24 protein-coding genes are annotated in these 23655 nt (G+C 62.3%); 15 read left to right on the top strand and 9 right to left on the bottom strand.

Going from position 1 to position 23655, the window contains the following annotated elements; genetic code table 11:
* Nucleotides 1-309: 309 nt before the first annotated feature.
* The 9 genes from hemE to EOE18_RS09760 all read left to right on the top strand — a co-directional run bounded on the left by hemE (nt 310) and on the right by EOE18_RS09760 (nt 9399).
* Nucleotides 310-1335 carry a uroporphyrinogen decarboxylase gene (hemE, locus tag EOE18_RS09800; protein WP_127708949.1) on the top strand — a complete coding sequence of 342 codons (1026 nt, stop codon included), beginning with the start codon at nt 310-312 and terminating at the stop codon, nt 1333-1335.
* 12 nt (nt 1336-1347) lie between these two features.
* Nucleotides 1348-1791, top strand: coding sequence for a CopD family protein (locus tag EOE18_RS09795; protein WP_127708947.1), 444 nt, complete (start codon nt 1348-1350; stop codon nt 1789-1791).
* 364 nt (nt 1792-2155) lie between these two features.
* Entirely contained in the window at nt 2156-3412 is a 1257-nt protein-coding gene (rho, locus tag EOE18_RS09790; protein WP_127708945.1) for a transcription termination factor Rho, read from the top strand.
* Between the two features lie 142 nt (nt 3413-3554).
* Nucleotides 3555-3800 (top strand): DUF6489 family protein, encoded by a 246-nt coding sequence (locus EOE18_RS09785; protein WP_181953036.1) that lies wholly within the window; start codon nt 3555-3557, stop codon nt 3798-3800.
* Nucleotides 3801-3806: 6 nt separating this feature from the next.
* Nucleotides 3807-5084, top strand: a complete 1278-nt coding sequence (mnmE, locus tag EOE18_RS09780; RefSeq protein WP_127708943.1) for a tRNA uridine-5-carboxymethylaminomethyl(34) synthesis GTPase MnmE — start codon at nt 3807-3809, stop codon at nt 5082-5084.
* 58 nt (nt 5085-5142) lie between these two features.
* On the top strand, nt 5143-6990 hold the full coding sequence (gene mnmG / locus EOE18_RS09775; protein WP_127708941.1) for a tRNA uridine-5-carboxymethylaminomethyl(34) synthesis enzyme MnmG: 1848 nt from the start codon (nt 5143-5145) through the stop codon (nt 6988-6990).
* Nucleotides 6990-7634, top strand: a complete 645-nt coding sequence (gene rsmG / locus EOE18_RS09770) for a 16S rRNA (guanine(527)-N(7))-methyltransferase RsmG (protein WP_127708939.1) — start codon at nt 6990-6992, stop codon at nt 7632-7634. The genes mnmG and rsmG overlap by 1 nt, the downstream gene beginning before the upstream one ends.
* Nucleotides 7631-8410, top strand: coding sequence for a ParA family protein (locus EOE18_RS09765; RefSeq protein WP_127708937.1), 780 nt, complete (start codon nt 7631-7633; stop codon nt 8408-8410). The genes rsmG and EOE18_RS09765 overlap by 4 nt, the downstream gene beginning before the upstream one ends.
* Entirely contained in the window at nt 8407-9399 is a 993-nt protein-coding gene (locus tag EOE18_RS09760) for a ParB/RepB/Spo0J family partition protein (RefSeq protein ID WP_127708935.1), read from the top strand. The genes EOE18_RS09765 and EOE18_RS09760 overlap by 4 nt, the downstream gene beginning before the upstream one ends.
* Before the next feature lie 41 nt (nt 9400-9440).
* On the opposite strand, the gene EOE18_RS09755 is transcribed toward EOE18_RS09760, so the two are convergent.
* Complete coding sequence (locus EOE18_RS09755; protein WP_127708933.1) at nt 9441-9929, bottom strand: GAF domain-containing protein; 489 nt, start codon at nt 9927-9929, stop codon at nt 9441-9443.
* Between the two features lie 90 nt (nt 9930-10019).
* Between EOE18_RS09755 and EOE18_RS09750 the strand changes: the two genes are divergently transcribed.
* Complete coding sequence (locus EOE18_RS09750; protein ID WP_127708931.1) at nt 10020-11498, top strand: PQQ-dependent sugar dehydrogenase; 1479 nt, start codon at nt 10020-10022, stop codon at nt 11496-11498.
* 41 nt (nt 11499-11539) lie between these two features.
* On the opposite strand, the gene EOE18_RS09745 is transcribed toward EOE18_RS09750, so the two are convergent.
* The gene (locus EOE18_RS09745) at nt 11540-12379 is read right to left on the bottom strand and encodes a DUF815 domain-containing protein (protein WP_127708929.1); all 840 of its coding nucleotides are present in this window, start codon (nt 12377-12379) and stop codon (nt 11540-11542) included.
* Nucleotides 12380-12431: 52 nt separating this feature from the next.
* Here EOE18_RS09745 and EOE18_RS09740 point away from each other — a divergent pair, with 52 nt between their 5' ends.
* Nucleotides 12432-13382, top strand: a complete 951-nt coding sequence (locus EOE18_RS09740) for an L-threonylcarbamoyladenylate synthase (protein WP_127708927.1) — start codon at nt 12432-12434, stop codon at nt 13380-13382.
* Nucleotides 13383-13444: 62 nt separating this feature from the next.
* On the opposite strand, the gene EOE18_RS09735 is transcribed toward EOE18_RS09740, so the two are convergent.
* The 4 genes from EOE18_RS09735 to EOE18_RS09720 form a co-directional block, all read right to left on the bottom strand.
* Nucleotides 13445-13978, bottom strand: a complete 534-nt coding sequence (locus EOE18_RS09735) for a CarD family transcriptional regulator (protein ID WP_127708925.1) — start codon at nt 13976-13978, stop codon at nt 13445-13447.
* Nucleotides 13979-14325: 347 nt separating this feature from the next.
* On the bottom strand, nt 14326-14664 hold the full coding sequence (fdxA, locus tag EOE18_RS09730) for a ferredoxin FdxA (RefSeq protein WP_127708923.1): 339 nt from the start codon (nt 14662-14664) through the stop codon (nt 14326-14328).
* On the bottom strand, nt 14661-14975 hold the full coding sequence (locus EOE18_RS09725; RefSeq protein ID WP_127708921.1) for an RNA-binding S4 domain-containing protein: 315 nt from the start codon (nt 14973-14975) through the stop codon (nt 14661-14663). The genes fdxA and EOE18_RS09725 overlap by 4 nt, the downstream gene beginning before the upstream one ends.
* A gap of 15 nt (nt 14976-14990) precedes the next feature.
* Nucleotides 14991-17573 carry a helicase-related protein gene (locus EOE18_RS09720; protein WP_127708919.1) on the bottom strand — a complete coding sequence of 861 codons (2583 nt, stop codon included), beginning with the start codon at nt 17571-17573 and terminating at the stop codon, nt 14991-14993.
* 182 nt (nt 17574-17755) lie between these two features.
* Here EOE18_RS09720 and EOE18_RS09715 point away from each other — a divergent pair, with 182 nt between their 5' ends.
* The gene (locus EOE18_RS09715; protein ID WP_127708917.1) at nt 17756-19255 is read left to right on the top strand and encodes a M23 family metallopeptidase; all 1500 of its coding nucleotides are present in this window, start codon (nt 17756-17758) and stop codon (nt 19253-19255) included.
* On the opposite strand, the gene EOE18_RS09710 is transcribed toward EOE18_RS09715, so the two are convergent.
* The gene (locus EOE18_RS09710; RefSeq protein ID WP_127708915.1) at nt 19213-20091 is read right to left on the bottom strand and encodes an SPFH domain-containing protein; all 879 of its coding nucleotides are present in this window, start codon (nt 20089-20091) and stop codon (nt 19213-19215) included. The two genes, EOE18_RS09715 and EOE18_RS09710, sit on opposite strands and share 43 nt — an antisense overlap.
* 599 nt (nt 20092-20690) lie before the next feature.
* Here EOE18_RS09710 and hemB point away from each other — a divergent pair.
* From hemB to EOE18_RS09695, 3 genes are read left to right on the top strand one after another with little or no spacing between them, the layout of a single operon-like run.
* Complete coding sequence (gene hemB / locus EOE18_RS09705) at nt 20691-21698, top strand: porphobilinogen synthase (RefSeq protein WP_127708913.1); 1008 nt, start codon at nt 20691-20693, stop codon at nt 21696-21698.
* Between the two features lie 4 nt (nt 21699-21702).
* The gene (locus tag EOE18_RS09700) at nt 21703-22260 is read left to right on the top strand and encodes a gamma carbonic anhydrase family protein (protein WP_246027369.1); all 558 of its coding nucleotides are present in this window, start codon (nt 21703-21705) and stop codon (nt 22258-22260) included.
* Nucleotides 22247-22528, top strand: a complete 282-nt coding sequence (locus tag EOE18_RS09695) for a DUF167 domain-containing protein (RefSeq protein WP_127708908.1) — start codon at nt 22247-22249, stop codon at nt 22526-22528. Before EOE18_RS09700 ends, EOE18_RS09695 begins: the two co-directional genes overlap by 14 nt.
* On the opposite strand, the gene EOE18_RS09690 is transcribed toward EOE18_RS09695, so the two are convergent.
* Together EOE18_RS09690 and EOE18_RS09685 are read right to left on the bottom strand one after the other, a co-directional pair.
* Nucleotides 22525-23157, bottom strand: coding sequence for a YoaK family protein (locus tag EOE18_RS09690; protein ID WP_127708906.1), 633 nt, complete (start codon nt 23155-23157; stop codon nt 22525-22527). The genes EOE18_RS09695 and EOE18_RS09690 overlap by 4 nt on opposite strands.
* Nucleotides 23158-23168: 11 nt before the next feature.
* The gene (locus EOE18_RS09685; RefSeq protein ID WP_127708904.1) at nt 23169-23573 is read right to left on the bottom strand and encodes a globin domain-containing protein; all 405 of its coding nucleotides are present in this window, start codon (nt 23571-23573) and stop codon (nt 23169-23171) included.
* Nucleotides 23574-23655: the final 82 nt, after the last annotated feature.

Here is a 23655-nt window from a genome sequence, read left to right as displayed (position 1 = left end):
TACTCAGGCTGTGGACAAGCCTGCCCATAAACCACGGCAGAAGCCTGATGACAACTTGGGGCATAGGTATCGTCCCCGAAACACGGATTCATCCCCGTCACTTGTGGACATGTGGATAGAGATTCCCACAGGCTGGGGATAGTGTGGATAAAGCTTTCTTGACCTGAGTCCTTGCGGAGTCGCATCAGGAGTCTGATCAAGGCTGGACGGGATAAGATAGGGAAGACTAGGTAATCCCCGTTATCCACACGCCAACAAAACACTGAATCCTTCTTTAAGACTCTCTTAATTTTTTGATTGGACTCCTCGATGCCCGGCCTTTTGCTCGAAACGCTCCTTGGTAAACCGGCGAAACAGCGCCCGATCTGGCTCATGCGACAGGCTGGGCGCTATCTGCCCGAATATCGCGCCTTGCGGGCGGAGAAGGGTGGCTTTCTGGCGCTGGTCTATGATTCAGCGGCCGCTGCGGAAATCACGCTGCAGCCGTTGAAGCGTTTCGGCTTTGACGGGGCGATCCTGTTTTCCGACATTCTGATCGTGCCCTATGCCATGGGTCAGAATCTGGAATTTCTGGTGGGTGAAGGCCCGCGCATGTCACCCAGGCTGGTGGATCATGCCCTCAATGGCCTTCAGGCGGTCCCTGAGCGCCTTTCGCCCATCTATGAGACCGTGAGGCAGGTCGTGGCCCAGTTGGGCCCTGACAAGACGATGCTGGGCTTTGCAGGCAGTCCCTGGACTATCGCGACCTATATGGTGGCGGGCGAGGGCAGCCGTGACCAGCACGAGACCCGCGCCTATGCCTATCGTGACCCACAGGCGTTTCAGGCGATCATCGATGCTATCGTCGAAGTGACCATCGACTATCTGCTGGGTCAGATCGAAGCGGGCGCCGAAGCGGTGCAATTGTTCGACAGCTGGGCTGGCTCGCTGGCCCCGCGCGAATTTGAACGCTGGGTGATTGCACCCAATGCTGCCATTGTGGCCGGTGTAAAGGCCAAGGCGCCCCATGTGCCCATTATCGGCTTCCCCAAGGGCGCGGGTGAGAAATTGCCCGCCTATGCCCGCGAAACAGGCGTGGATGCAGTAGGCATTGATGAAACCATCGATCCGCTCTGGGCCGCGCGCGAATTGCCTACCAGCATGCCGGTGCAGGGCAATCTTGATCCGCTACTCCTGCTGTCCGGCGGGGCAGAACTGGAAGCGCGCGCGATCGAAGTGCTTGAAGCTTTTGCCGATCGTCCCCATGTTTTCAATCTCGGTCATGGCATCGGGCAAACCACGCCCATCGCCCATGTCGAGCAATTGCTGAACGTAGTACGCGGTTGGAGCCGCTAAGATGGTGTGCCGATGGATTGGATCCTTGCGATGACCTATCTCTGGCTCAAGGCGGGCCATATCATTTTCGTCATCTTCTGGATGGCGGGCCTGTTCATGCTGCCGCGTTATTTCGTCTATCATCAGGAATCCGAGGCGGGTAGCGCCGAGGAGGCCCGCTGGATCGACCGCGAGGCGAAACTGCGCAAGATCATCCTCAACCCCGCGCTGATCGTGGTGTGGGTGTTGGGGTTGGCGCTGGCCCATTCCATCGGCACCTTCACGCAAGGCTGGTTCCATCTCAAGCTGGCCGCCGTGCTGGGGCTGACCTTCTACCACATGTGGCTCATGCGCTATGCCAAGGCTCTGGCGAGCGGTGAGCGCCGTTTGACTGGCAAGCAGTTGCGCTTGTTGAACGAGGTGCCCGGGCTGGCTGCGGCGGTGATTGTGATTATGGTGGTGGTGAAGCCGTTTTGATCTGAGAGGGGTGCCTCCGGCGGGCCAAGGGCGGGGGCCCTTGGCGATCCCTTTCATTCCCGCGCTTAACCAGCCATGCTGCGCAACATGCAAGCGCCGCAGGCTTTAAAATCCGCTTCGCGGAGAATCTGACGCTGCAAACCTAGCGCAACCCATTCATGGGATTGCCAAGGGCCCCCGCCCTTGGCCCGCCGGAGGCATATCATCCCCTCCGCATCCCCCCGTTCATTGACCTTTCATCCCCCATAGCCTAAAGCCAATTCATCCGGCACCGCCGCGCCTTTGATGCAGCGGCTTGAAACGATCCCGCATTCTCCATGCCCTTTGGATCAGCCGGCTGAACACATCATATGGAATACATATTATGCATTTGAAAGAATTACAGAAAAAGACTTCAGCCGAGCTGGTTGAAATGGCCGAAGAACTGGGCGTGGAAAGCGCGAGCACGCTGCGCCGTCAGGATCTGATGTTTGCGATCCTGAAGGAACTGGCCGAGGATGGCGAGCAGATCATGGGTGTTGGCACGATTGAAGTGCTGCCCGACGGCTTTGGCTTCCTGCGCAGCCCCGAAGCCAATTATCTGGCCGGTCCCGACGATATTTATGTCTCGCCCAATCAGGTTCGCAAATGGGGCCTGCGCACCGGTGACACGGTCGAAGGCGAGATTCGCGCGCCCAAGGATGGCGAACGCTATTTTGCGATTACCAAGCTGGTGAAGGTCAATTTTGACGAGCCGGAGGCCGTGCGCCACCGCGTCAATTTCGACAACCTGACCCCGCTCTATCCCAACGAGCGCCTGCGCCTTGATACTTTGGACCCCACGGTCAAGGACAAGTCGGCCCGCGTGATCGACCTGATCAGCCCGCAGGGCAAGGGCCAGCGCGCCCTGATCGTGGCGCCGCCGCGCACGGGTAAGACGGTGTTGTTGCAGAATGTCGCCAAGGCGATCACCGACAACCATCCTGAAGTCTTCCTGATCGTGCTGCTGATCGACGAGCGTCCCGAAGAAGTGACCGACATGCAGCGCAGCGTGAAGGGCGAGGTTGTCTCCTCGACCTTTGACGAACCGGCGCAGCGCCACGTGCAGGTGGCCGAAATGGTCATCGAAAAGGCCAAGCGTCTGGTCGAACACAAGCGCGATGTGGTGATCTTGCTGGACTCGATTACCCGTCTGGGCCGTGCCTATAATACGGTGGTGCCTTCGAGCGGCAAGGTGTTGACCGGTGGTGTGGACGCCAATGCTCTGCAGCGTCCCAAGCGCTTCTTTGGCGCGGCGCGTAACATCGAGGAGGGCGGCTCGCTCTCCATCATCGCCACCGCGCTGATCGACACCGGCAGCCGCATGGACGAAGTGATCTTTGAAGAATTCAAGGGCACGGGTAACAGCGAAATCGTGCTGGACCGCAAGGTGGCCGACAAGCGCATCTTCCCTGCGCTGGACGTGGGCAAGAGCGGCACCCGCAAGGAAGAACTGCTGGTCGAAAAGGCCAACCTGTCGAAGATGTGGGTCTTGCGCCGTATCCTGATGCAGATGGGCACGGTGGATGCGATGGAATTCCTGCTCGACAAGATGAAGGATTCCAAGACCAACGAGGACTTCTTCTCCACGATGAACCAGTAAGGTTCTGTGGCGACAGATTGAATCAAAGGGGCAGGGGGCATCGAACTCCTGCCCCTTTTGCGTTTCGCAGGGGATCGGCGGATAGACTTATGCCCCTTGCTGTGTCAGCCTTTTGTGCGGCTTTTGTTGTGAAGGAACGGCCATGAAGATGAATGTGGAAGTGGAATGCACGCCCGAGGAAGCGCGCCGCTTTCTGGGCCTGCCCGATGTAACGCGCGCCAATGAGGCCTATGTCGATGCGATGCTGAAAGCGATGCAGGGCGTGGGTTCGGTCGAGCAGATGCAGGACTATGTGAAGCAGATGGCGCCGATGGGCAATCTGGGCATGAAGATGTTTCAGCAGATCATGGAAGCGGGCGCCAGCATGGCGACGGGGGGCAAGAAGTAATCCCCGATGCGTGACACGATTTTTGCCTGTTCGAGTGGTCAGCCGCCTGCCGCGATTGCCGTCATCCGCATCAGCGGGCCAAGGGCCGGGCAGGCTTTGCAAGCGCTGGGCGGGCGTATCCCCGCGCCGCGTCGTGCCAGTCTTATGACGTTGCGCGATGGGGATGGGGCGGTGCTGGATCAGGTGCTGGCGCTGTGGTTCCCTGCACCCAACACCGCCACGGGCGAGGATCTGGCCGAGATTCACTGCCATGGCGGGCGGGCGGTGATTGCTGCCATCGAACGCGCCTTGGCGGGGCTGGATGGTTTCCGCAAGGCGCAGGCGGGCGAGTTCACGCGGCGCGCCTTTGCCAATGGTCGGATGGATTTGGCCGAGGCGGAAGGTTTGGGCGATCTGTTAAGCGCCGAGACCGAATTGCAGCGGCGCAATGCTGTGGCCATGGCGGGCGGGGCGCTGTCGGTTCAGGTCAAGGCCTGGCGGGAAAGGCTGTTGATGTTGTCGGCGCAGGTCGAGGCCGTGCTGGACTTTTCCGACGAGGATGATGTCGGCGGATTGCCCCCGAGTTTCGGGGATGCGCTCAAAGTGTTTCACGTGGAACTTTCCACTTGGCTGGCGCGGCCAAGGGCCGAGGCGCTGCGTGAAGGTTTCAAGGTGGTGATTGCTGGCCCTCCCAATGCGGGCAAGAGCACTTTGTTCAACGCACTGGTGGAAAGCGATGCGGCGATCATCACGCCGATTGCGGGCACCACGCGTGACATTCTGATGCGGCCGGTTGCACTGGGTGGCGTGCCATTCCAGTTTCTTGATACGGCCGGTTTGCGTGATGAAGGCGCGGATGTCGTCGAGGCGATGGGCATTGAGCGCGCCAAGGCGGTTATGGCCGAGGCGGATCTGGTGCTATGGCTGGGGCCGGAAGGCGAGGGGCCAGAGGGCGCTTGGGAGATCGAGAGTCAGATCGACCGGATTGCACGTCGTGCGAAAATGATGCCGCGCCATCGCCTGTCCGCTGTGACGGGGGAAGGTGTTGACGGCTTGCGGCGAGACCTGATCGAGACGTCGATGCATGCCATGCCGCGCGCTGGCGAACTGGCATTGAATGCCCGGCAGCATAGTCTGTTATCGGAGGCGGCTCAGCCTTTGGGGCAGATTCGGTCTGATGGTGATCTGCTGCTGATCTCGGAAGATTTGCGCAGCGCACGTGTGGCCTTCGATCGCTTGTTGGGCGGGGCGGGGACCGAGGATATGCTCGACGCCTTGTTCGGGCGCTTCTGCATCGGTAAGTGATGTTTCACGTGAAACACCGCTTTTGACGATTCCCGCCGTATAGTTTAGGGCGCAGCTCATGCAGCATTTTGACATCATCACTGTGGGCGGCGGCCATGCCGGCGTCGAGGCGGCAGCCGTCGCCGCACGTATGGGCGCGCGGGTGGCGCTGGTCAGCTTTGACTTGTCGGTCGTGGGCGCGATGAGTTGCAACCCCGCGATTGGTGGCTTGGGCAAGGGCCATCTGGTGCGCGAGGTTGATGCCTTTGACGGTCTGATCGGGCGGGCGGCCGATGCCGCGGCGATCCATTATCGCATGCTCAACCGCAGCAAGGGTAGCGCCGTGCAAGGCCCGCGCATTCAGGCTGACCGCAAATTGTTCAAGGCTGCGATCCAGTCCATGTTGAAACAGCAGGGCGACCTGACCCAGATAGCGGGCGAGGTCGCGGCGCTGGTGCTGGAAGGTGGTCGGGTGGCCGGTGTCGATTTGGCCGATGGCACGCGGTTGATGGCTAGGGCCGTTGTGCTGTGCACCGGCACATTTCTGGGTGGCACCCTGTTTCGCGGGGAAGAGCGGTTGATCGGTGGTCGCATTGGCGAGGCCGCTGCCCATCGTCTTGCCGAGCAAATGCGTGAGGCGGAACTGCCGATGGCGCGCCTCAAGACCGGTACGCCGCCGCGTCTGGATGGCCGCACCATCGCCTGGGGCCGGTTGGAGGAGCAGGAGTCCGATGCCGATCTGTGGTGCATGTCTGCCATGGAAACGCGCCGTGTGAACCCGCAAGTGTTCTGCGGCATCACCCGCACCAATCCGGCGGTGCATGACACGATCCGCGCCAACCTCCATCGCTCGCCTTTGTTCAGTGGTGCGATCGGGGCGAGGGGGCCACGCTATTGCCCCAGCATCGAGGACAAGATTCATCGCTTCGCCGATCGTGACGGGCATCAGATCTTTCTGGAGCCGGAAGGGCTGGATACACATTTGGTCTATCCCAACGGCATCTCTACCAGCCTGCCCGCCGATGTTCAGCTGGAGATGTTGCGCAAGATGGAAGGGCTGGAGCAGGTCGAAATGGTCGTGCCGGGCTATGCGGTGGAATATGACCATATCGATCCACGTGCCCTGCGCCCCTCGCTGGAGTTGCGTGCGATAGGCGGACTCTATTGCGCGGGGCAGATCAATGGCACCACCGGCTATGAAGAGGCGGCGGCGCAAGGCTTGCTGGCGGGGATGCATGCGGCGGCCTCTGTGCTGGGCAAGGCACCGGCGGCGCTGGACCGCGCCAATTCCTATATGGCGGTGATGGTCGATGACCTGACGCTTCACGGGGTAAGCGAGCCCTATCGCATGCTGACGGCGCGTGCCGAATATCGTCTGCGTTTGCGCGCCAACAATGCCACCACTCGCCTGACGCCTTTGGCACTGGACGCGGGTTGTGTGGGCAGTGAACGGAAGGCTTGGTACGAACAGCGCAGTGACGTAAAGCGGCGTTTGGAAGCAGCCTTGGAGCAGGGCGTGACGGCGCAGGATCTGGCCAGCGTGGGAATTGCTGCCCGTGTCGATACGGGGCGTTTACCCTTGCGCGAATGGCTCCGTTTTGACGGGGTGGCGATTGATGCTTTGCGTCCATGGTTGGGCGATGCCTTGGATGAGGATTCCGCAGTGACCGAAGAGGTGGCCGAGGATGCTTTCTACGCGCCCTATCTGGCGCGGCAGGATAGGGAGCTTCGTGACTTGCGCGCCAATGAGACTCTGCCCTTGGCCGAGGACTTTCCCTATGATGCCATCGCTGGATTGAGCAGCGAGATGGTGGAACGATTGACCCGCGCGCGGCCCGCCACTTTGGCAGCGGCAGGGCGGGTGGCAGGCGTGACTCCGGCGGCGCTGGCGGCGTTGTTGGTGCATGCGAAACGGATGGGCCAGTGATGATGCAGGATGAAGCGGCGGCCAAGGCTTGGTTGGCCAATCTTGACGAGGCCGATGCCGTGGCGATGGATCGGCTCGGCCGCCTCGTGGCGATGCTGGCCGAGGAAAACAAGGTCCAGAATTTGGTGTCCGCTGCCAGTCTGGATGCGGTGTGGTTGCGCCACATCGTCGATTCTGCCCAATTGCTCACCCATGTTTCACGTGAAACAGAGGAGGGGGCTTGGCTCGATCTGGGGACGGGTGCGGGATTTCCTGGTCTGGTCATTGCTGCGCTTTGCCCGAATCGCGAAGTGGTTATGGTCGAATCGCGCGCGCGCCGTATCGATTGGCTCAATCGCGTGATCAGCGCGCTGGATCTGCCCAAGGCCAGCGTGGTGGGACAAAGGCTCGAACTGGTCGAGAGTCGCACCGTATCGGTGATCTCGGCGCGTGCATTTGCTCCGCTGGAAAAACTTATCAAACTATCCGCACGCTTTTCCACAAGCGACACGCTTTGGCTGTTGCCCAAAGGGCGTTCTGCAGGTCAAGAATTGGCAGAGCTGAAACAGACGTTGCGACGGGGGTTCCGGGTGGAGCCATCGCTGACCGATGCCGAGGCGGGCCTGATTGTTGGCCATCTCAATCCCAAGGGGGTCAAGCTGTGATTAGCATTGCGATTGCCAATCAGAAGGGCGGGGTGGGCAAAACCACATCGGCCATCAATCTTGCCACAGCCTTTGCCGCCAGTGGCTGGCGGACGCTGTTGATCGATCTCGATCCGCAGGGCAATGCTTCGACGGGCGTGGGCGTTTCGGCCGCTTCGCGTGAAATGTCGAGCTATGATCTGTTGCTGGGCGACGCGCCTCTGGGCGATTGCGTGATGCAGACCACCATTCCGGGCCTCAGTCTGGTGCCTGCGACGGTTGATCTGTCGGGTGCCGAGGTGGAACTGGTGTCGATTACCGACCGTACCCATCGCCTGCGCAGGGCTTTGTCCTCGGCGCAGAATGCCTATGAGATTTGCTTCATCGACTGTCCGCCCTCGCTGGGCCTGTTGACGCTGAACGCGCTGACGGCGGCGGATACCGTTCTGGTGCCGCTGCAATGCGAATTTTTCGCGCTCGAAGGTTTGAGCCAATTGTTGCAAACCGTGGAACGTGTGCAGCAACGCTTCAACAGCGAGCTGGGCATTATCGGCGTAGCGCTCACCATGTTTGACCGCCGCAACCGCTTGACCGATCAGGTCTCCGATGACGTGCGCAGCTGTCTGGGCAAGCTGGTGTTCAACACGGAAATCCCGCGCAATGTGCGCCTGTCCGAGGCGCCCAGCCATGGCTTGCCCGCCCTGATTTATGACCAGCATTGCACGGGCAGCCGCGCCTATCTGGCGCTTGCCCGCGAATTGATTTCCCGACTGCCTGAAAACAGGAAAGCCGCATGACCGACGAAACCGCCGCCCCTGAATCGCCCGTTGCCGCGCTGAGCGCTTTGGCCGCTCGCCGTAAAGCACCGGCCTTGGGGCGGGGCCTGCAGGCTCTGCTGGGCGAATCGCGGCGGGAAGAACCGGTGGCACCGGCCGGTGGCAACACCACCGCGCGTAACAGCGACGGAACGTTTCACGTGGAACACGGGCTGGCGCAATTGCCCGTGGGCAATATCGAACCCGACCCCGATCAGCCGCGCCGCCATTTTGAAGAGGAAGCGCTGAGCGAATTGGCGGCCTCGATTGCGGCGCGTGGCGTGTTGCAACCGGTGATCGTGGTGCCGCTGGGCGAGGGCAAATATCGCCTTGTCGCCGGTGAACGCCGTTGGCGCGCGGCGCAGCGGGCGCAGGTGCATGAAATCCCCGCGCTGGTGCGCAAGCTGACCCAGCGCGAGATCATGGCGATTGCCTTGATCGAAAACCTTCAGCGTGAAGACCTCAACCCGATCGAAGAAGCCCGCGCCTATCACCGTCTGGCCGAGGGTGAGAGCATGACCCAGGCGGACATCGCCAAGATGGTCGACAAGAGTCGCAGTCATGTGGCGAATATCCAGCGCTTACTGGCTTTGCCCGATCCGGTGATCAGTCTGGTTGAACGCGGCGAATTGTCGATGGGCCATGCCCGCGCGCTGATCGGTTGCGATGCGGCGGAGGAATTGGCGGCGCAGGCGGTGGCCAAGGGCCTGTCGGTGCGCGATGTGGAGCAATTGGTGCGCCGCAAGGCGGGCCGTGAAGCACCCACCCGTCGCAACGCCCGTATGGAGGTGAAGTCCAGCGACTCTGCCGACATTCAGGCGATGCAGGCCCATCTGGAAGAATTCCTTGGCCTGTCGGTCAAGATCAGCATGGATGCCGGTGATCCCAGCGCTGGTGCGGTGACGATCCGTTACCGCAGCCTTGATCAGCTGGACCTGATTTGCGAGCGCCTGACGGGCGAGGGTATCTGAATCAAAAAGCCCCCGAAGAGCAGCTTCGGGGGCTTTTGCTATCAGCCCAGAATGCTGCCCATAATGGCCGCAGCCAGAGCTTCAATCCCCGCCTGATCCTCGGCATCGAAACGTCCCTTGGTCGGGCTGTCCAGATCGATCACCGCGATCACGCGCCCTTCGGCGATCACCGGAACGACCAGCTCCGAAGCACTGGCTGCATCGCAAGCGATATGGCCGGGGAAGGCGTGGACATCGGCCACCAATTGCGTCTCGCCGCTTTGCGCGGCGGTTCCACATACGCCGCGGCCAAAGGGGATGCGGATGCAGGCAGGCTTGCCGATGAAGGGGCCAAGCACCAGTTCATCCTCGACCACGCGGTAGAATCCCGCCCAGTTGAGATCGGGCAGGAATTGCCAGATCAGCGCGGCGATATTGGCCATGTTGGCCACGCTATCAACCTCGCCAGCCACCAGCGCGGCGGCGGCCTCGTTCAGATCACGATAGATTTCGGATTTGGGCGCATCGGCCCTTGGGGTAAAATCATACATGCTGCCCATGTAATCAACCGCAGGCCGCAGCGCCAGAGGGCCATTCTTTCGGCTTGTCTGCCCCCACGCAAAACTCTATTCCCAGCGGCCATGAGCCCGACTTTGCGCAATTCGCTTCTCGCCCTTGGTGCTGTGGTTCTGGTTGGTGGCGGTGCCGCTGGCTGGATCATCCATGGCAATCCTTCGGAAATCCCCGTTGAACAGATGGAGGGGCTCAAGCCCCGTCTGGTCGATCCCCAGCCTGAAACCATTCCGTCGGTCGGTCTGGCCAAGACGGTGGGCTGGGCCGCGGGCGAGGCGCCTGTGGCGGCGCAGGGCTTGCAGGTTACGCGTTTTGCCGAGGGGTTGAAGCATCCGCGCACGATGCTGACTCTGCCCAATGGCGATGTGCTGGTGGCGGAGACCGGCGCGCCGCCTGCGCAGGAATCGGGCGGGGTTACCGGCTTTTTCATGCGTCTTTTCATGGGTTTCGTGGGCGCAGGCGATCCCAGCGCCAACCGCATTACGCTGTTGCGCGATGCCAAGGGCAGCGGGCAGGCGGCCGAACGCTTTGTGTTTAAGGATGGCCTGTCCTCGCCCTCGGGCCTGGCCTATGCCGACGGCAAGCTGTATATTGCCAACCATGATGCGGTGCTGGCCTTTGATTACCAGCCCGGTGCCACCAGCCTGACCGGCACGCCCAAAAAGCTGATGGATCTGCCCGCTGGCGGCAACCACTGGATGCGTAATCTGCTCATCAGCCCCGATGGCAAGAAGCTCTATGTCGCGATTGGCTCGGCATCGAACATCGGCGAGAATGGCCCCAAGGCGGAGGAAGGCCGCGCCTCGATTTACGAGATCGACATCGCCACCTCGCGCGCGCGCCGCTATGCGATGGGCTTGCGTAATGCCAATGGCATGGCGTGGAACCCGTCCTCGGGCGAATTGTGGACGGTGGTGAACGAGCGTGACCAGCTTGGCCCCGATCTGGTGCCCGATTATCTGACCAATGTGCCGGTGGGCGCGCATTATGGCTGGCCGTGGTTCTATTGGGGCAAGAATGAGGATACGCGCGTCTATGATAAGACGCCGCAGTTCCAGATGCCCGAATTCCTGATCGATTATGTGCGCCGCCCTGAATATGCGCTTGGGCCCCATGTGGCGCCGCTGGGTCTGGCCTTTGCGCAGGGCGGGGGGCGTTTGGGTGAGGCCTATGCCAATGGTGCCTTCATCGCGCGCCATGGTTCGTGGAACCGTAAGCCGGCCTCCGGCTATGACGTGGTGTTCGTGCGTTTTGACGCCAATGGCAATCCCAAAGGCATGCCGCAAAAGGTGCTGACGGGCTTCCTCAATGGCCAGGGTGACACGCATGGCCGCCCGACTTGGGTCAGCTTTGCGCAGGATGGTGCCTTGTTGGTGTCCGACGATACGGCGGGCATCATCTGGCGGGTGATCGCGCCGGGGGCTGCGCCTTCGCCCGCGATCAAGCCGGTGGTGACCGACCATATGCCGCCGCAGCGCGATTTGAACAGCGATCCCGAATTGCAATATCGCATGAAGTTCAAGGACGACCAGAAGGTCCAGCAATAATCGGCAAAAGGGGCGGGGGTGAAATCCCGCCCCTTATCGTATCATATCTGGCGACCGGCACGCCCCGCCAATTCGTTGACATAGTGCCATGCGATGCGCCCCGATCGGCTGCCACGGCGCTTGCTCCATTCCAGCGCGTCGCCTTCTTCAAAGCTCAGCCCCAGCGCGGCGGCATATCCATGGATGATGGCCAGATAATCATCCTGCGAACAGGCGTGGAAGCCGATGGACAGGCCAAAGCGATCGGCCAGCGCCAATTTGTCATCCACCACATCGCGCGGGTTGATCGGGTCGTCCTGCTCGTTCAGGCTGCGGCCCACAATCGCGCGGCGGTTGGAGGTGACCGCAAGCCGCACATTGGCAGGGCGCGCCTCTACGCCGCCTTCCAGCCATGAGCGCAGGGCGCGGGGGCCGGACAGATCGCCTTCCTCAAAGCCTAGATCGTCGATGAACACCAGAAAGCGGCGATCCACCTTGCCCAGCAGAGCGAACAGGCCCGACAGGCTGGACAGAGCATCGGGCGCCACCTGCACCAAGGCAATCGCCCCATCATGCTGCGCGGCGGCGGCCACGACACTGGCGCGCACCAGCGCCGATTTGCCCATGCCGCGCGATCCCCACAGCAGCATGTCATGCGCGGCATGGCCGGCAGCCAATCTTGCCACATTGCCCGCCACCGCCTCTTTCTGCAGCGCAATGCCCTGCAAAAGGTCCAGCGAGGGCGCTTCCAGTTTGGCCACGCCGCGCGCCCTTGTGCCGTCCCACACATAGGCGGCATGATGTAGCCAGTCGGCGGGCGAGGGCGGGGGCGGGGCCAGACGGTCCAGCGCCGCGCTGATTTGGGCCAGAATCGGGATCAGGGGATCGCCCGCTTGCAGCATGTTCACTTCCTTTTACTTGGCATTACCGGCGTCCGGCTATAGCGAGAGCGGGATGACAGACAATTCGCTTCCTCGCATTTTGGGCACAGATGTTGGCGCTATCGCTGAAGCGGCATCGCGGCTGCAGCAAGGCGGACTGGTCGCGCTGCCGACCGAGACGGTCTATGGCCTTGCCGCCCGCGCCGATCAGGCCGAGGCGGTGGCGGCGATCTATCGCGCCAAGGGGCGGCCTGACTTCAACCCGCTGATCGTGCATGTCCCCGATTTGGCTGCGGCCGAAGCGCTTGTCCTGCTGGATGATCGGGCGCGGGACTTGGCGCAGGCTTTCTGGCCGGGGCCTTTGACCATAGTCCTGCCCAAGCGTGATGACGCGCAATTGGCGGCGGCGGTGACGGCGGGCCTGCCCACGGTGGCGATCCGTTGCCCCGCCCATCCGGTGATGCGCGCGGTGTTGCAGGCTTCGGGCCTGCCCTTGGCCGCGCCCTCGGCCAATCGCAGCGGCGGGGTCAGCCCTACCAGCGCTGCGCATGTGGCAGACTCGCTGGGCGCGCGGGTGGAGATGATTGTCGATGGCGGCACGTGCCCGGCGGGGATTGAATCGACCATCGTGGCCCTGCGCGATTCCGGTTGGCAGGTGCTGCGTCCGGGGCCAGTGACGCAGGAAGATTTGGCGGCGGTGCTGGGGCAGGGCGGTTCTGTGGCCAGCGGGGAGAAGATCGAGGCCCCCGGCCAGATGACCAGCCATTATGCCCCAGGCAAGCCGGTGCGTCTCAATGCCGCTCAGAAGGCCGCTGATGAGTTTTTCATTGGCTTTGGGGATGTGGAGGCTGATTACCAGCTTTCGCGCTCAGGCGACCTCGCAGAGGCTGCTGCGCGGCTTTATGATGCGCTCCATGCCTCGGCCCATGTGGCGTTGCCCAAAGTGGCGGTCGCGCCGATTCCCGAAAGCGGCATGGGTGTGGCGATTAACGACCGCCTGCGCCGCGCCGCCGCACCTGTATAACAGGCAAACAAAAAGGCCGCCCTGCGAAGGACGGCCCTCTTGCTGCGCTCTATTACAAAGCTTTAGGCGGTAGCCGTGGCTTCGTAATATTTGGGGGCATATTCGTTGAGGATCGCGAGGATCTTCTTCAGCGCGGCAGGTTCGTCGGTCTTTTCCATCGCAGCCAGTTCGCGCGCCAGACGGCTGGAGGCCGCTTCAAAGATCTGGCGTTCGGAATAGGACTGTTCAGGCTGATCGTCGGCGCGGAACAGGTCGCGGGTCACTTCGGCAATCGATACCAGATCGCCCGAATTGATCTTCGCTTCATATTCCTGCGCGCGGCGCGACCACATGGTGCGCTTCACCTTGGGCTTGCTTTTCAGCGTGTCCATCGCCTCGCGCAGAGTCTTGTCCGAAGACAGCTTGCGCATGCCGATGGCTTCCACCTTGTTGACCGGAACGCGCAGCGTCATACGCTCTTTTTCAAAGCGCAGCACATAGAGTTCCAGCTTCATACCGGCGATTTCCTGCTCCAGCAGTTCAATCACCCGGCCAACACCGTGCTTGGGATAAACGACGTAATCTCCAACATCGAAGGCGTGCGCCTTGGCTGTCATCTATCGTCCTTTCGCTCGGCCTTGCTGCGAAATGTGGCGCGGAAATTGATGACATCATACAGACAGCGGGGATGAGTCTAAACCCGCCGGTGTGATGTCTTTCATCAACCCTGCGCTGCAACAAAGCCTTTCATGGTCAGGGGGTTCGACCCGGTTTGGTTTAGGATGCCGCAAGGTTTGCGCCCGTGCAGCGGCATCGACTGCCCGATTATATAGCATGGGTGTAACAAAAATACCAGAGGCGAGAAACGCGATTCACGCGAATCTCGGCCTCTGGTGCATTTTTTGTCCCAGATCGGTACTGTTGCCGGACTTACCTGTTCAAGGCCGCCGACAAAGCCGGAAAATTAATCGCCTTCGCCCGGCGCTTCCGAGAAGAACTTCTCGAACTTGCCTTCAACGCCCTTCATCTCGTCAGCGTCGGCAGGCGCTTCCTTCTTGGCGGTGATGTTGGGCCATTCGGCAGAGAACTTGGCGTTCAGTTCCATCCACTGTTCAATGCCGCTTTCGGTGTCGGGCATGATCGCTTCGGCGGGGCATTCGGGTTCACAAACGCCGCAGTCGATGCACTCGCTGGGGTTGATTACCAGCATGTTCTCGCCTTCATAGAAGCAATCCACCGGACACACTTCCACGCAGTCCATGTATTTGCAGCGGATGCAAGCATCGGTAACGACATAGGTCATGGCTGCAAATCCCCTTTCGTTGCAGAAATCATCGGGAGTGCTGCTAGTGGGGAAGGGGCTGTCTCGTCAAGCACCTGATAACAGCTTTGTGCTTCCGATGCCGGTCCACGGCGGGCAGGAAGCGCCAAAATGCGTATCACCTGCACCCCCTGACGCAGCGGCAGCACCAGAATATCCCCCGCACCAATATGGAGCGAAGAGCGCTCCACACGCTGGCCATTGCGGCGGATATGGCCTTCTGCGACCCATTCCTGCGCCAGATTGCGGGTCTTGGTAAAGCGCAGGAACCAGAGCAATTTGTCGATCCGCATCGCCCGCCTTGCCCTTTAGGCCACCAGAGCCGCCAGCGCGGCAAAGGGGCTGGCAGAATCGAGAGGGACGGTGGCGGAGGTTTGCCCGCTGCGCACAGGTTGCCAGCGCCAGACCAGCGGCGCGGGCGGGCCAAAGCAGCCCTGGGCCAAGGCGCGGGGCATGATCGGGTGGAATCCGGCCTGCCGCAGCAAATGGGCATAGGCCTTGGTCGAAAGGCCGATCCGCGTGGCTACCGACGGATCAAGCGCAAAGGGCTTTTTGCCCGCCGCCATGCGCAAGGCGTGAGCGTCGCGCAGCAGCAGTTCGGCGCGGTCCAGACGCAAGCCCTGCGCGCCAAACCGGCGATAGCCCAAGGGGGTGGTCTTGCCGGTGATGGCGATAACCGGCGCCATGGGCTCGGCGATCAGCCCATCCATGCCGCGCGCCTCCAGCCAGAGGACCAAGGGCCGCGCCTTGAGCATGGCGGGGTGGAACAGATCCAGCGCCCCCACTTTCACGCCCAGACGGCGCAGGCCGGCCTTCTGGGGCTGGGTCAATTGGTCAAGCCCCGATTCCGCACGGGCCAGCATCCCGCCGCCATCGACCAGTTTGATCAACAAGGCGCGCAGTTCAGGCCCATGCTCGGGCGCGCTGCAGGCCGCCTCCAGCTTGACCAAGGGGGCCAAGGGCTTCCATCTTTGGGCCAGCCAAGCGGTCAAAGCCTCCAGCAAGCCTTCCCGTGCAGCAGCTGCCACGCGGTCCAGCGCGGGCGTGGCCTGCAAGCTGGGCGCCAGCATACTGCGCCCCTGACGCAGCCTTGCGATTTCCTGCCCCCGCCACACCACAGCGCCCTTGGCCAGAGTCACGTCATCCGCGCCGTCGCTCAGGGCCTTGGCCAGTTCTTCAGCCCTTTGCTGCAACAAGGCGGAGAGGTGTTTCTCGGCTGCGGCTTGCAACATGCGGGCATCATCATGCCGCGCCTTGGGGTCGACCCGAAAACGGAAAGCGGTCAGCTCGCCAATCGGCTCGCCTTCGACCAGCACCGTATCGCCCTCCATCTTCACCGAGAGCAGGCCAGCATCGCCGCCAAGCCGCCGCATCAGCACCGCCGTGCGCCGGTTGACGAAGCGTTCGGTCAGGCGGGCGTGGAGGGCATCGGACAGGCGCTGTTCCACCTGCCTTGCGCGGGCGGCCATTTCATCGCGGGCCAGCACCCAATCGGGTCGCTGGCAAATATAGGACCAGCTGCGCACAGCCGAAATGCGACCCTGCAACGTGTCTATATCGCCGCTGGTGTTGTCCAGTTGGGCGATGGCGCGGGGCGCGGTGTCGCTGGACAAAGGCCCATGGCGCAATTCTTCCCACAGGCGGGCAACAAAGCGCGAATGGGTGTCGGCCCCCTGCTGGCGGAAATCGGGCAGCGAGCAGACGTTCCAGAATCTCTGCACCATGGCCGCGCCGCGCACCTGCCCGCGAATGGAGTCATCCTCGGCCAGACGTTTGAGCACCGCCATATCAATCGCTTCGGGCGCGGCGATCAATTCGGGATGGGCGGGGGGGCGTTCCAGACTGTCGATCAGCGTGTTGATCGAATCAAAGCGCAGATCGGATTCGCGCCAGAACAATTTGGTCAGCGGGGCAAAGCGATGTTCCTCGATAGCGAAGATTTCTTCATCATCAAATTCCGCATCATGCCCACCGGTTCCGGCTAAAGTGCCGAAACTGCCATCCTTGTGATGCCGCCCCGCGCGCCCGGCAATCTGCGCCATTTCGGTGGGCAGCAGGCGGCGCTGGCGCTGGCCATCATATTTGGACAGGCCGGCAAAGGCGACATGGGTGATATCCAGATTGAGTCCCATGCCAATCGCATCGGTGGCCACCAGATAATCCACTTCGCCCGATTGATAGAGCTCGACCTGCTTGTTGCGGGTTTCGGGGCTGAGCGCGCCCATCACCACCGCCGCCCCGCCGCGAAACCGGCGCAGCATTTCGGCCACGGCGTAAACCTGCTCGGCGGAAAAGGCGACGATGGCGCTGCGTGGCGGCACGCGCGACAGCTTCTTCGCGCCAGTGTGAGTCAGCGTGGAAAAGCGCGGGCGGGTGACGATTTCCGCCTCGGGCACCAGCTTGCGTACCAAAGGCTCGATCACGCTGGAGCCCAGGATCATGGTTTCCTCACGCCCGCGCGCATGCAGCAAGCGATCGGTGAAAATATGGCCGCGTTCGCGGTCGCCGGACAATTGCACTTCGTCCAGCCCGACAAAGGCCAGATCCTTGTAACGGGCGCTGGCCCCGCTCTGGCTACCGCCACGCACGGGCATTGCCTCCACCGTGCAAAGCAGCCAACGCGCGCCCTCCGGCTCGATTCTTTCCTCGCCCGTGATCAGGGCTACCCGCTCGCGGCCCTTGATCGCGCAGACTTTTTCGTAAACTTCCCGCGCTAGCAGCCGCAGCGGAAAGCCAATCGCGCCGGAGGAATGGGCGCAGAGCCTTTCGATGGCCAGATGGGTCTTGCCGGTGTTGGTCGGGCCCAGCACGGCCTTGACCACGCTTTCATCCCGCAGGCCGGAACGCAAAGAGGCAAGTGCCTGTGGGCGGGGTGGGGGAAAGGCAACCATGGAAGGCGCAAATGTGGCAAAGCTGATGCCTGCCCGCAAGGCGGCATAAGGGCAAAGCGGGGGAAAATGGAGCCAGTTTAGCCACGCATTAACCCTTTTTCCCTTAATCCTTGGCCCATTCGGGCGAAGGGTAACATGTGGCCGGTGCGGCAATAAGGATTGAACGGCGCAGGTTAGGGCTAGTGGAAACCAGCCAGCCCTCGCGCGCGCCTGTCGCCAGTTTCCTTGAGCGCTGGCCGGTCTCGATGGATCTGGCGCAGCATATCGGATCGCCTGCATGGTTTCGCGGCATGGGCATTCTGGCCGGAATCAGCGCTTTGGCGATCAGCCTTTTGCCCCCCTTGCCCATGCGGACCATTTCGGAAAGGCTCGACCTGCCAGCACAGGACATGTTGCGCAGCCAGAGCGTGCAGCCGCTCGCGCTGGGTAGCGATATGGGGCAGCGCATGGGGCTGGGCGCGCAGGCCGCACCGATGAACAGCACGCCGCAAAGGCCAAGGCTGGAACTGGTATCGGTGTTGGCACCCGGAGATTCGGTGGCGCAGATGCTGTCACGCGCCGGTGTGGGGGCACAAGATGCGTCCAAATTGCAGGAAATCATCGCACAACAGGGCGGTGTGAGTGCGGGAACGCGCTTTGCTCTGGTGCTCGGCCGGATCCCTGCGGCGGGGCAGCCGCGCCCCTTGGAACATGTGGCGCTGCACGCCCGTTTCGATCTTGACCTTACCTTGCAACGCCAAGGCGCGGATTTCGTGGTCGAGCGTCACCCGATTGCAGTGGATGACACGCCCTTGCGCATTCGCGGACAGGCGGGGGACAGCGTCTATCGCGCCGCCCGCGCCGCCGGTGCACCGATGAAGGCGATCCAGCAATTTCTGGCCGCGATCGACGCCCATCTCAATCTGGAGGAGGTCCGGCGCGGCGACACATTCGACATGGTGGTCGCCTATAAACGCGCCGCTTCGGGCGAGGTGGAGGTCGGAGACCTGCTCTATGCCGCGATTGAATCGGGCGGGCGTCCGCGCAAACAATTGCTGCGTTGGGGCGGGGAAGGGCAATTGTTCGATGCCGCCGCTATGGCCAGTGCCTCAGCGCGGCAGGAATTGGTGATGCCGGTCAATGGCGCGCGGATCACCAGCGGCTTTGGCCTGCGGCTGCATCCGATTCTGGGCTTTGCGCGTATGCATGCGGGCACCGATCTGGCCGCGGCCTATGGTTCGCCGGTGCGGGCGGTGGCCGATGGCGTGGCCAGTTTTGTGGGCGCCCATGGCGGGCATGGGCAATATATCCGCCTTGAACATGGCGGGGGCGTGGGCACCGGCTATGGCCATCTCAGCCGGTTTGCCGTGGCCGCCGGATCGCGGGTGAGGGCGGGGCAGGTGATCGGCTTTGTCGGCTCCACCGGCCTGTCGACCGGCCCACATCTGCATTATGAAGTGTTTCGCGGCGGGATGAGCGTCGACCCGATGTCGGTGCATTTCACGGTGCGGGCGGGCGTGCCGCAAAAGGAATTGGCCGCATTCAAGGCGCGATTGGCCAGCCTGCTGCGCCTGCAACCGGGGGCGGCTCTGGCGGCTTTGCAGGCGCCCCATGCCAAGGCGGGAGTCGGCATCAACCAACTCCCGACCAAGAGCCTGACCTATTTGACCGACAGGAAGGGTAGCGGTCCGGCCCCGCTATAGGTGGGCAGGCGACCGTCCCATTTTTCCACCGCGCGCATTTTCACGATTTCCGGATTGGTGCGGATGGCCTGCGCCTCCACCTGAATCGCTTCGGCATCGCCCTTGGCCTTGGCAATGCGGGCCTGCGCATTGGCTTGCGCCGTGGCGACATTGGCTTGGGCTGCCAAAGCGGCCTGTTCATTGGCGATCTTGGCGTTGATCTGGCGCAGCACTTCGGCGGGAACGACAATATTGCCCGCCCAGTAAAGCTGCTCCACCTGCAGGCCATAGGGGGCAAAGAAGCGCTGCACCTGCGCCTGTGCGGTGGCGATCAGCTCGCTTTTGTGGTCGCCATAGATCTGCTCCACCCCCAATTGCGCAGCGCGTTCGACAATCGCGTTGCGGATGGCATTGCGTAGGGGGCCAGCGATGATCTGATCCATGTCGGTGCGGTAACGCTGGAACAGGATCGAGGCGCGTTGGGGATCGACGTGATAGCTGACCGCCACATCGGCTTTCAGGCTGAGGCCATTGCGGTCCTGAAAGGAAAAGCTTTCATCGATCGGGCTCTGTTCGGTGGAAGAAGAAGTCCAGCTATAGGTGCGGGTAAAGACCGGATATTCATAAATATGCGTGCCCGGAGGCGCCAGATACCAGCCCACGCCCAGCGTGTTTTGCTCCACCCCGCCCACGATATTGTTGACGCGAATGCCGACATTGCCCGGATCGACGCGGCCAAAACTGGCCTGCGCCACCAGAATCAGCGCCAGCCCGCCGCCCAGCACGAGGCCGGTTTTCGACCAGCCACTACGCAGCCATCCCGCGTTCTCGTCCGATTGGAAATAGGAACTCGACATAAATCTATTCTCCCCTGAGGGCGATGCGCCCCCCCCCTGTTGCTTGTTGCGCGGCGGGAAGAGGCCCTTGGGGCGTGTGGGCATGTCTGGAGATCCCCCAAACGCAAGGCGCATGGGGAGGGCAGCGTCGGCTGCGCAGGCCAAGGGGCATACGCGACAGAACACCGTGGCGGTTGCATCCATGGCGCGTGCGCTGGCCAAAGGGCCTTTGCCGCATCATAGATACAGAGGCTATCGGGGGCGGTTGTCCGGATGGGATGGGGTTCGAGAGTCGACGGATGCGGCAGGCATCGCTGGGTCAGAGCGGCACCGGTTACGCAGGCGGGACAAGACGAGGCAAATCCACCACAAGAATACTCGCCTTAATGACCAATAAAGTCTCAAGACCAGATCCAGAGGTAATGCTGTTACGCCTAGTTGCCTTAACTCCTTTTAGTGTCGCTCAACGGGGGAGCAATTTAATCGCTATTTTGGGCAAGACAAGAAAAACTGGACGTGCAATCGGCGCAACAACGCATGCGAAAAATGCACATATCGGGCCATCCCTAGCGTTTGGTCCCCCTTTCCGTCCGTTGCATCAGGGGCTAGACCCTGCGCCCATGACCCAGACCATCCCCGCGCCCTTTCCGGCGCTTCGCCTGCGCCGCACCCGTTCCACCGGATGGAGCCGCGCCATGCATCGCGAAACCATTCTGACGCCGGCCGATCTGATCTGGCCTTTGTTCGTCACCGATGGGCAGGGCGTGGAGGAGCCGATCACCAGCCTGCCGGGCGTATCGCGCTGGAGCGTGGATGGCATTGTGGCGCGGGCGAAAGAAGCAGTGGCTCTGGGCATCCCCTGCCTCGCGCTTTTCCCCAATACCCAGCCCGAACGCCGCAGCGAGGGCGCGGAGGAAGCGCTCAACCCCGACAATCTGATGTGCCGCGCGATCCGCGCGATCAAGGATGCCTGTGGCGAGGATATCGGCCTGCTGACCGATGTGGCGCTCGATCCCTATACCAGCCATGGGCAGGATGGCTTGATCGACGAGGCGGGCTATGTGCTGAACGATGCCACGGTGGAGATGCTTGTAGGCCAGAGCCTCAATCAGGCGGCTGCCGGCGCCGATATTATCGCGCCCAGCGATATGATGGATGGCCGCATCGGCCTGATCCGCGCCGCGCTGGAGGCCGACGGGCATCACAATGCGCAGATCATGTCCTATGCCGCCAAATATGCCAGCGCCTTCTATGGCCCGTTCCGCGATGCGGTGGGTTCGCGTGGGTTGCTGAAAGGCAATAAGAAAACCTATCAGATGGACCCCGCCAATGCCGAGGAAGCCCTGCGCGAAGTGGCGGTGGATCTGGCCGAGGGGGCTGATAGTGTGATGGTCAAGCCTGGCCTGCCCTATCTGGACATTGCCCGCCGTGTGAAGGAGCAGTTTGGCGTGCCGGTCTATGCCTATCAGGTGAGCGGCGAATATGCGATGATCGAGGCTGCGGTGGCTGTGGGTGCGGGCGACCGGGATGCTTTGGTGCTGGAAACCTTGCTGGCCTTCAAGCGGGCGGGTTGCAGCGGGGTTTTGACCTATCACGCGGCCCATGCCGCGCGCCTGTTGGGAGCCTGAAGCCATGCGCAGCGACATCACCATTGCGCCCTTTAACGGCATCTGGCCACGCATTCACGACAGCGCCTTTATCGCGCCCGGTTGCCGCATCATCGGTGACGTAGAGATCGGGGCAGGGGCCAGCATCTGGTATAATTGCGTGATCCGCGCCGATGTGAACCAGATCCGCATTGGCGCGCGCAGCAATATTCAGGATGGCAGCGTGATCCATTGCGACAGCCCCAAGGCGGGCCATCCCGATGGCTTTCCCACCATCATTGGCGAGGATGTGCTGGTGGGCCATATGGCGCTGATCCATGGTTGCAGGCTGGAAGATCGCGCCTTTGTCGGCATGGGCGCGGTGGTGATGGATGGTTGCCGGATTGAATCGGATGGCATGCTGGCGGCAGGGGCCCTGCTCAGCCCGGGCAAGGTGATTGGCGCGCGGCAATTGTGGATGGGGCGCCCCGCTGCCTATGCCCGCGATTTGAGCGATGAGGCGCTGGCCAATATGCAGAAAGGCGTGGCGTCCTATGTGCTGAATGGTCAGGCGCATAAAGAGGCGCTGGGTGGCCAAGCCTAAGCTGACCTTGCCGGAGGTGGCGGCCATCCGCGCCTTGGTGGATGGTGAGGGGCGTCTGGCGGTGCGCGTGACGCCTGGTGCGCGCAGCGAAGGGCTGGAGATCGCCGAGGGGCGCTTGCTGGCCAAGGTGCGCGCCAAGCCGGAGGATGGCAAGGCCACGGCGGCGGTGATTGATCTGGTGGCGCAGGGGCTGGGCGTGGCGGCCTCGCGTGTCACTTTGTTGCGCGGGGCGACCTCGCGGGAAAAACTGCTGGCGGTGGCTGGTTAGGCCGTGAGTCGGCGGGCCAGAAGGCCCATCGCCGCCGCCCAGCCTGCGGCTAGCCAGAGCGCAATATCGGGCGCTTTCACCGCCAGCACCGCCCCCAACACCCCGCCCAGCACCAGACCCAGCCAGAGAGCCGTAGCAGCCAAGGCTCCGGCATGGCGCTGCCCCTGCAGATGCGCGGCCAGAGCCTGCCCCACCCGCACCAAAGTGCCGGTGATATAGGTTAACCCCACCGCCACCTCGCCCTGCCGCAGGAAAGTGGTGTTGAGCGCACCCATGGCCACCACCAGCGCGCCTTGCGTTGCCCAGGGCAGACCTAGTAGTCGCGCCAGAGCCGATAGCAGCAACAGCCCCGTCACCAGCGCCAGCACCGCCTGTTTACGCCGTGCGCCGCCCCATGCCGCCGCCAGCGTGCCCAGCGCCACACCGCCGACAAAGCCCAGAATCAGCCCCGCAGGCACCAGCGCCAAATTGGACATGTCGGCCAGATCCACCGCGAGTCGCGTGGAATTGCCCGACATGAAGGAGACGAAATAGCCACCATTGGCGACAAAGCCGCTGGCATCCACAAAACCCGCCAGCGCGGAGAGCGCAACGGCAAGGATCTGGCGCGGGCGGTCTAGGCGGTGCATGCCGCGCCTGTTTACGCCTTTTCGGGCAGGGGCACCATGGAAAGCGCGATTTCCTCCAGCACGCCCGCCAGAGCTTGCGCCATTTCGGTATCGCTGGGCGCCACATCCCCAATGGCGCGGCGCATCGCATCGGCCCATTGCTTTGCGGTGTTGGCGGCAATGGGTAGGGGGCGGTGCAGGCTCATCATACATTTGCCTTGACCAAACCAGTCACGCGGGCCGCCCGACCAACCGATCAGGAATCCAGCCAGACTGGCCTTCATCGGCGCCAGATCTTCCCCATGCATGGCGCGCAAATCGGCATAGGCGGGGTCGGCATCCATCAGGGCGTAGAAGCGATCGGCAATGGCATGGAAAGTTTCCGCCCCGCCAAGGCGTTGGAACGGGGTGACGGGCTTGGTGGCGGTTTCTTCCATGCGATTCCTTTCCTGACGAATTGCGGCAGGCTGATGCCTAGCCGGTGTCGGGCAATAGGCCTTTGACGCGCATCAAAAAGGG

Origin of the sequence: Novosphingobium umbonatum (assembly GCF_004005905.1) — a bacterium.
GTDB lineage: Bacteria > Pseudomonadota > Alphaproteobacteria > Sphingomonadales > Sphingomonadaceae > Novosphingobium > Novosphingobium umbonatum.
This window is presented reverse-complemented; position numbering and strand designations above follow the sequence as displayed.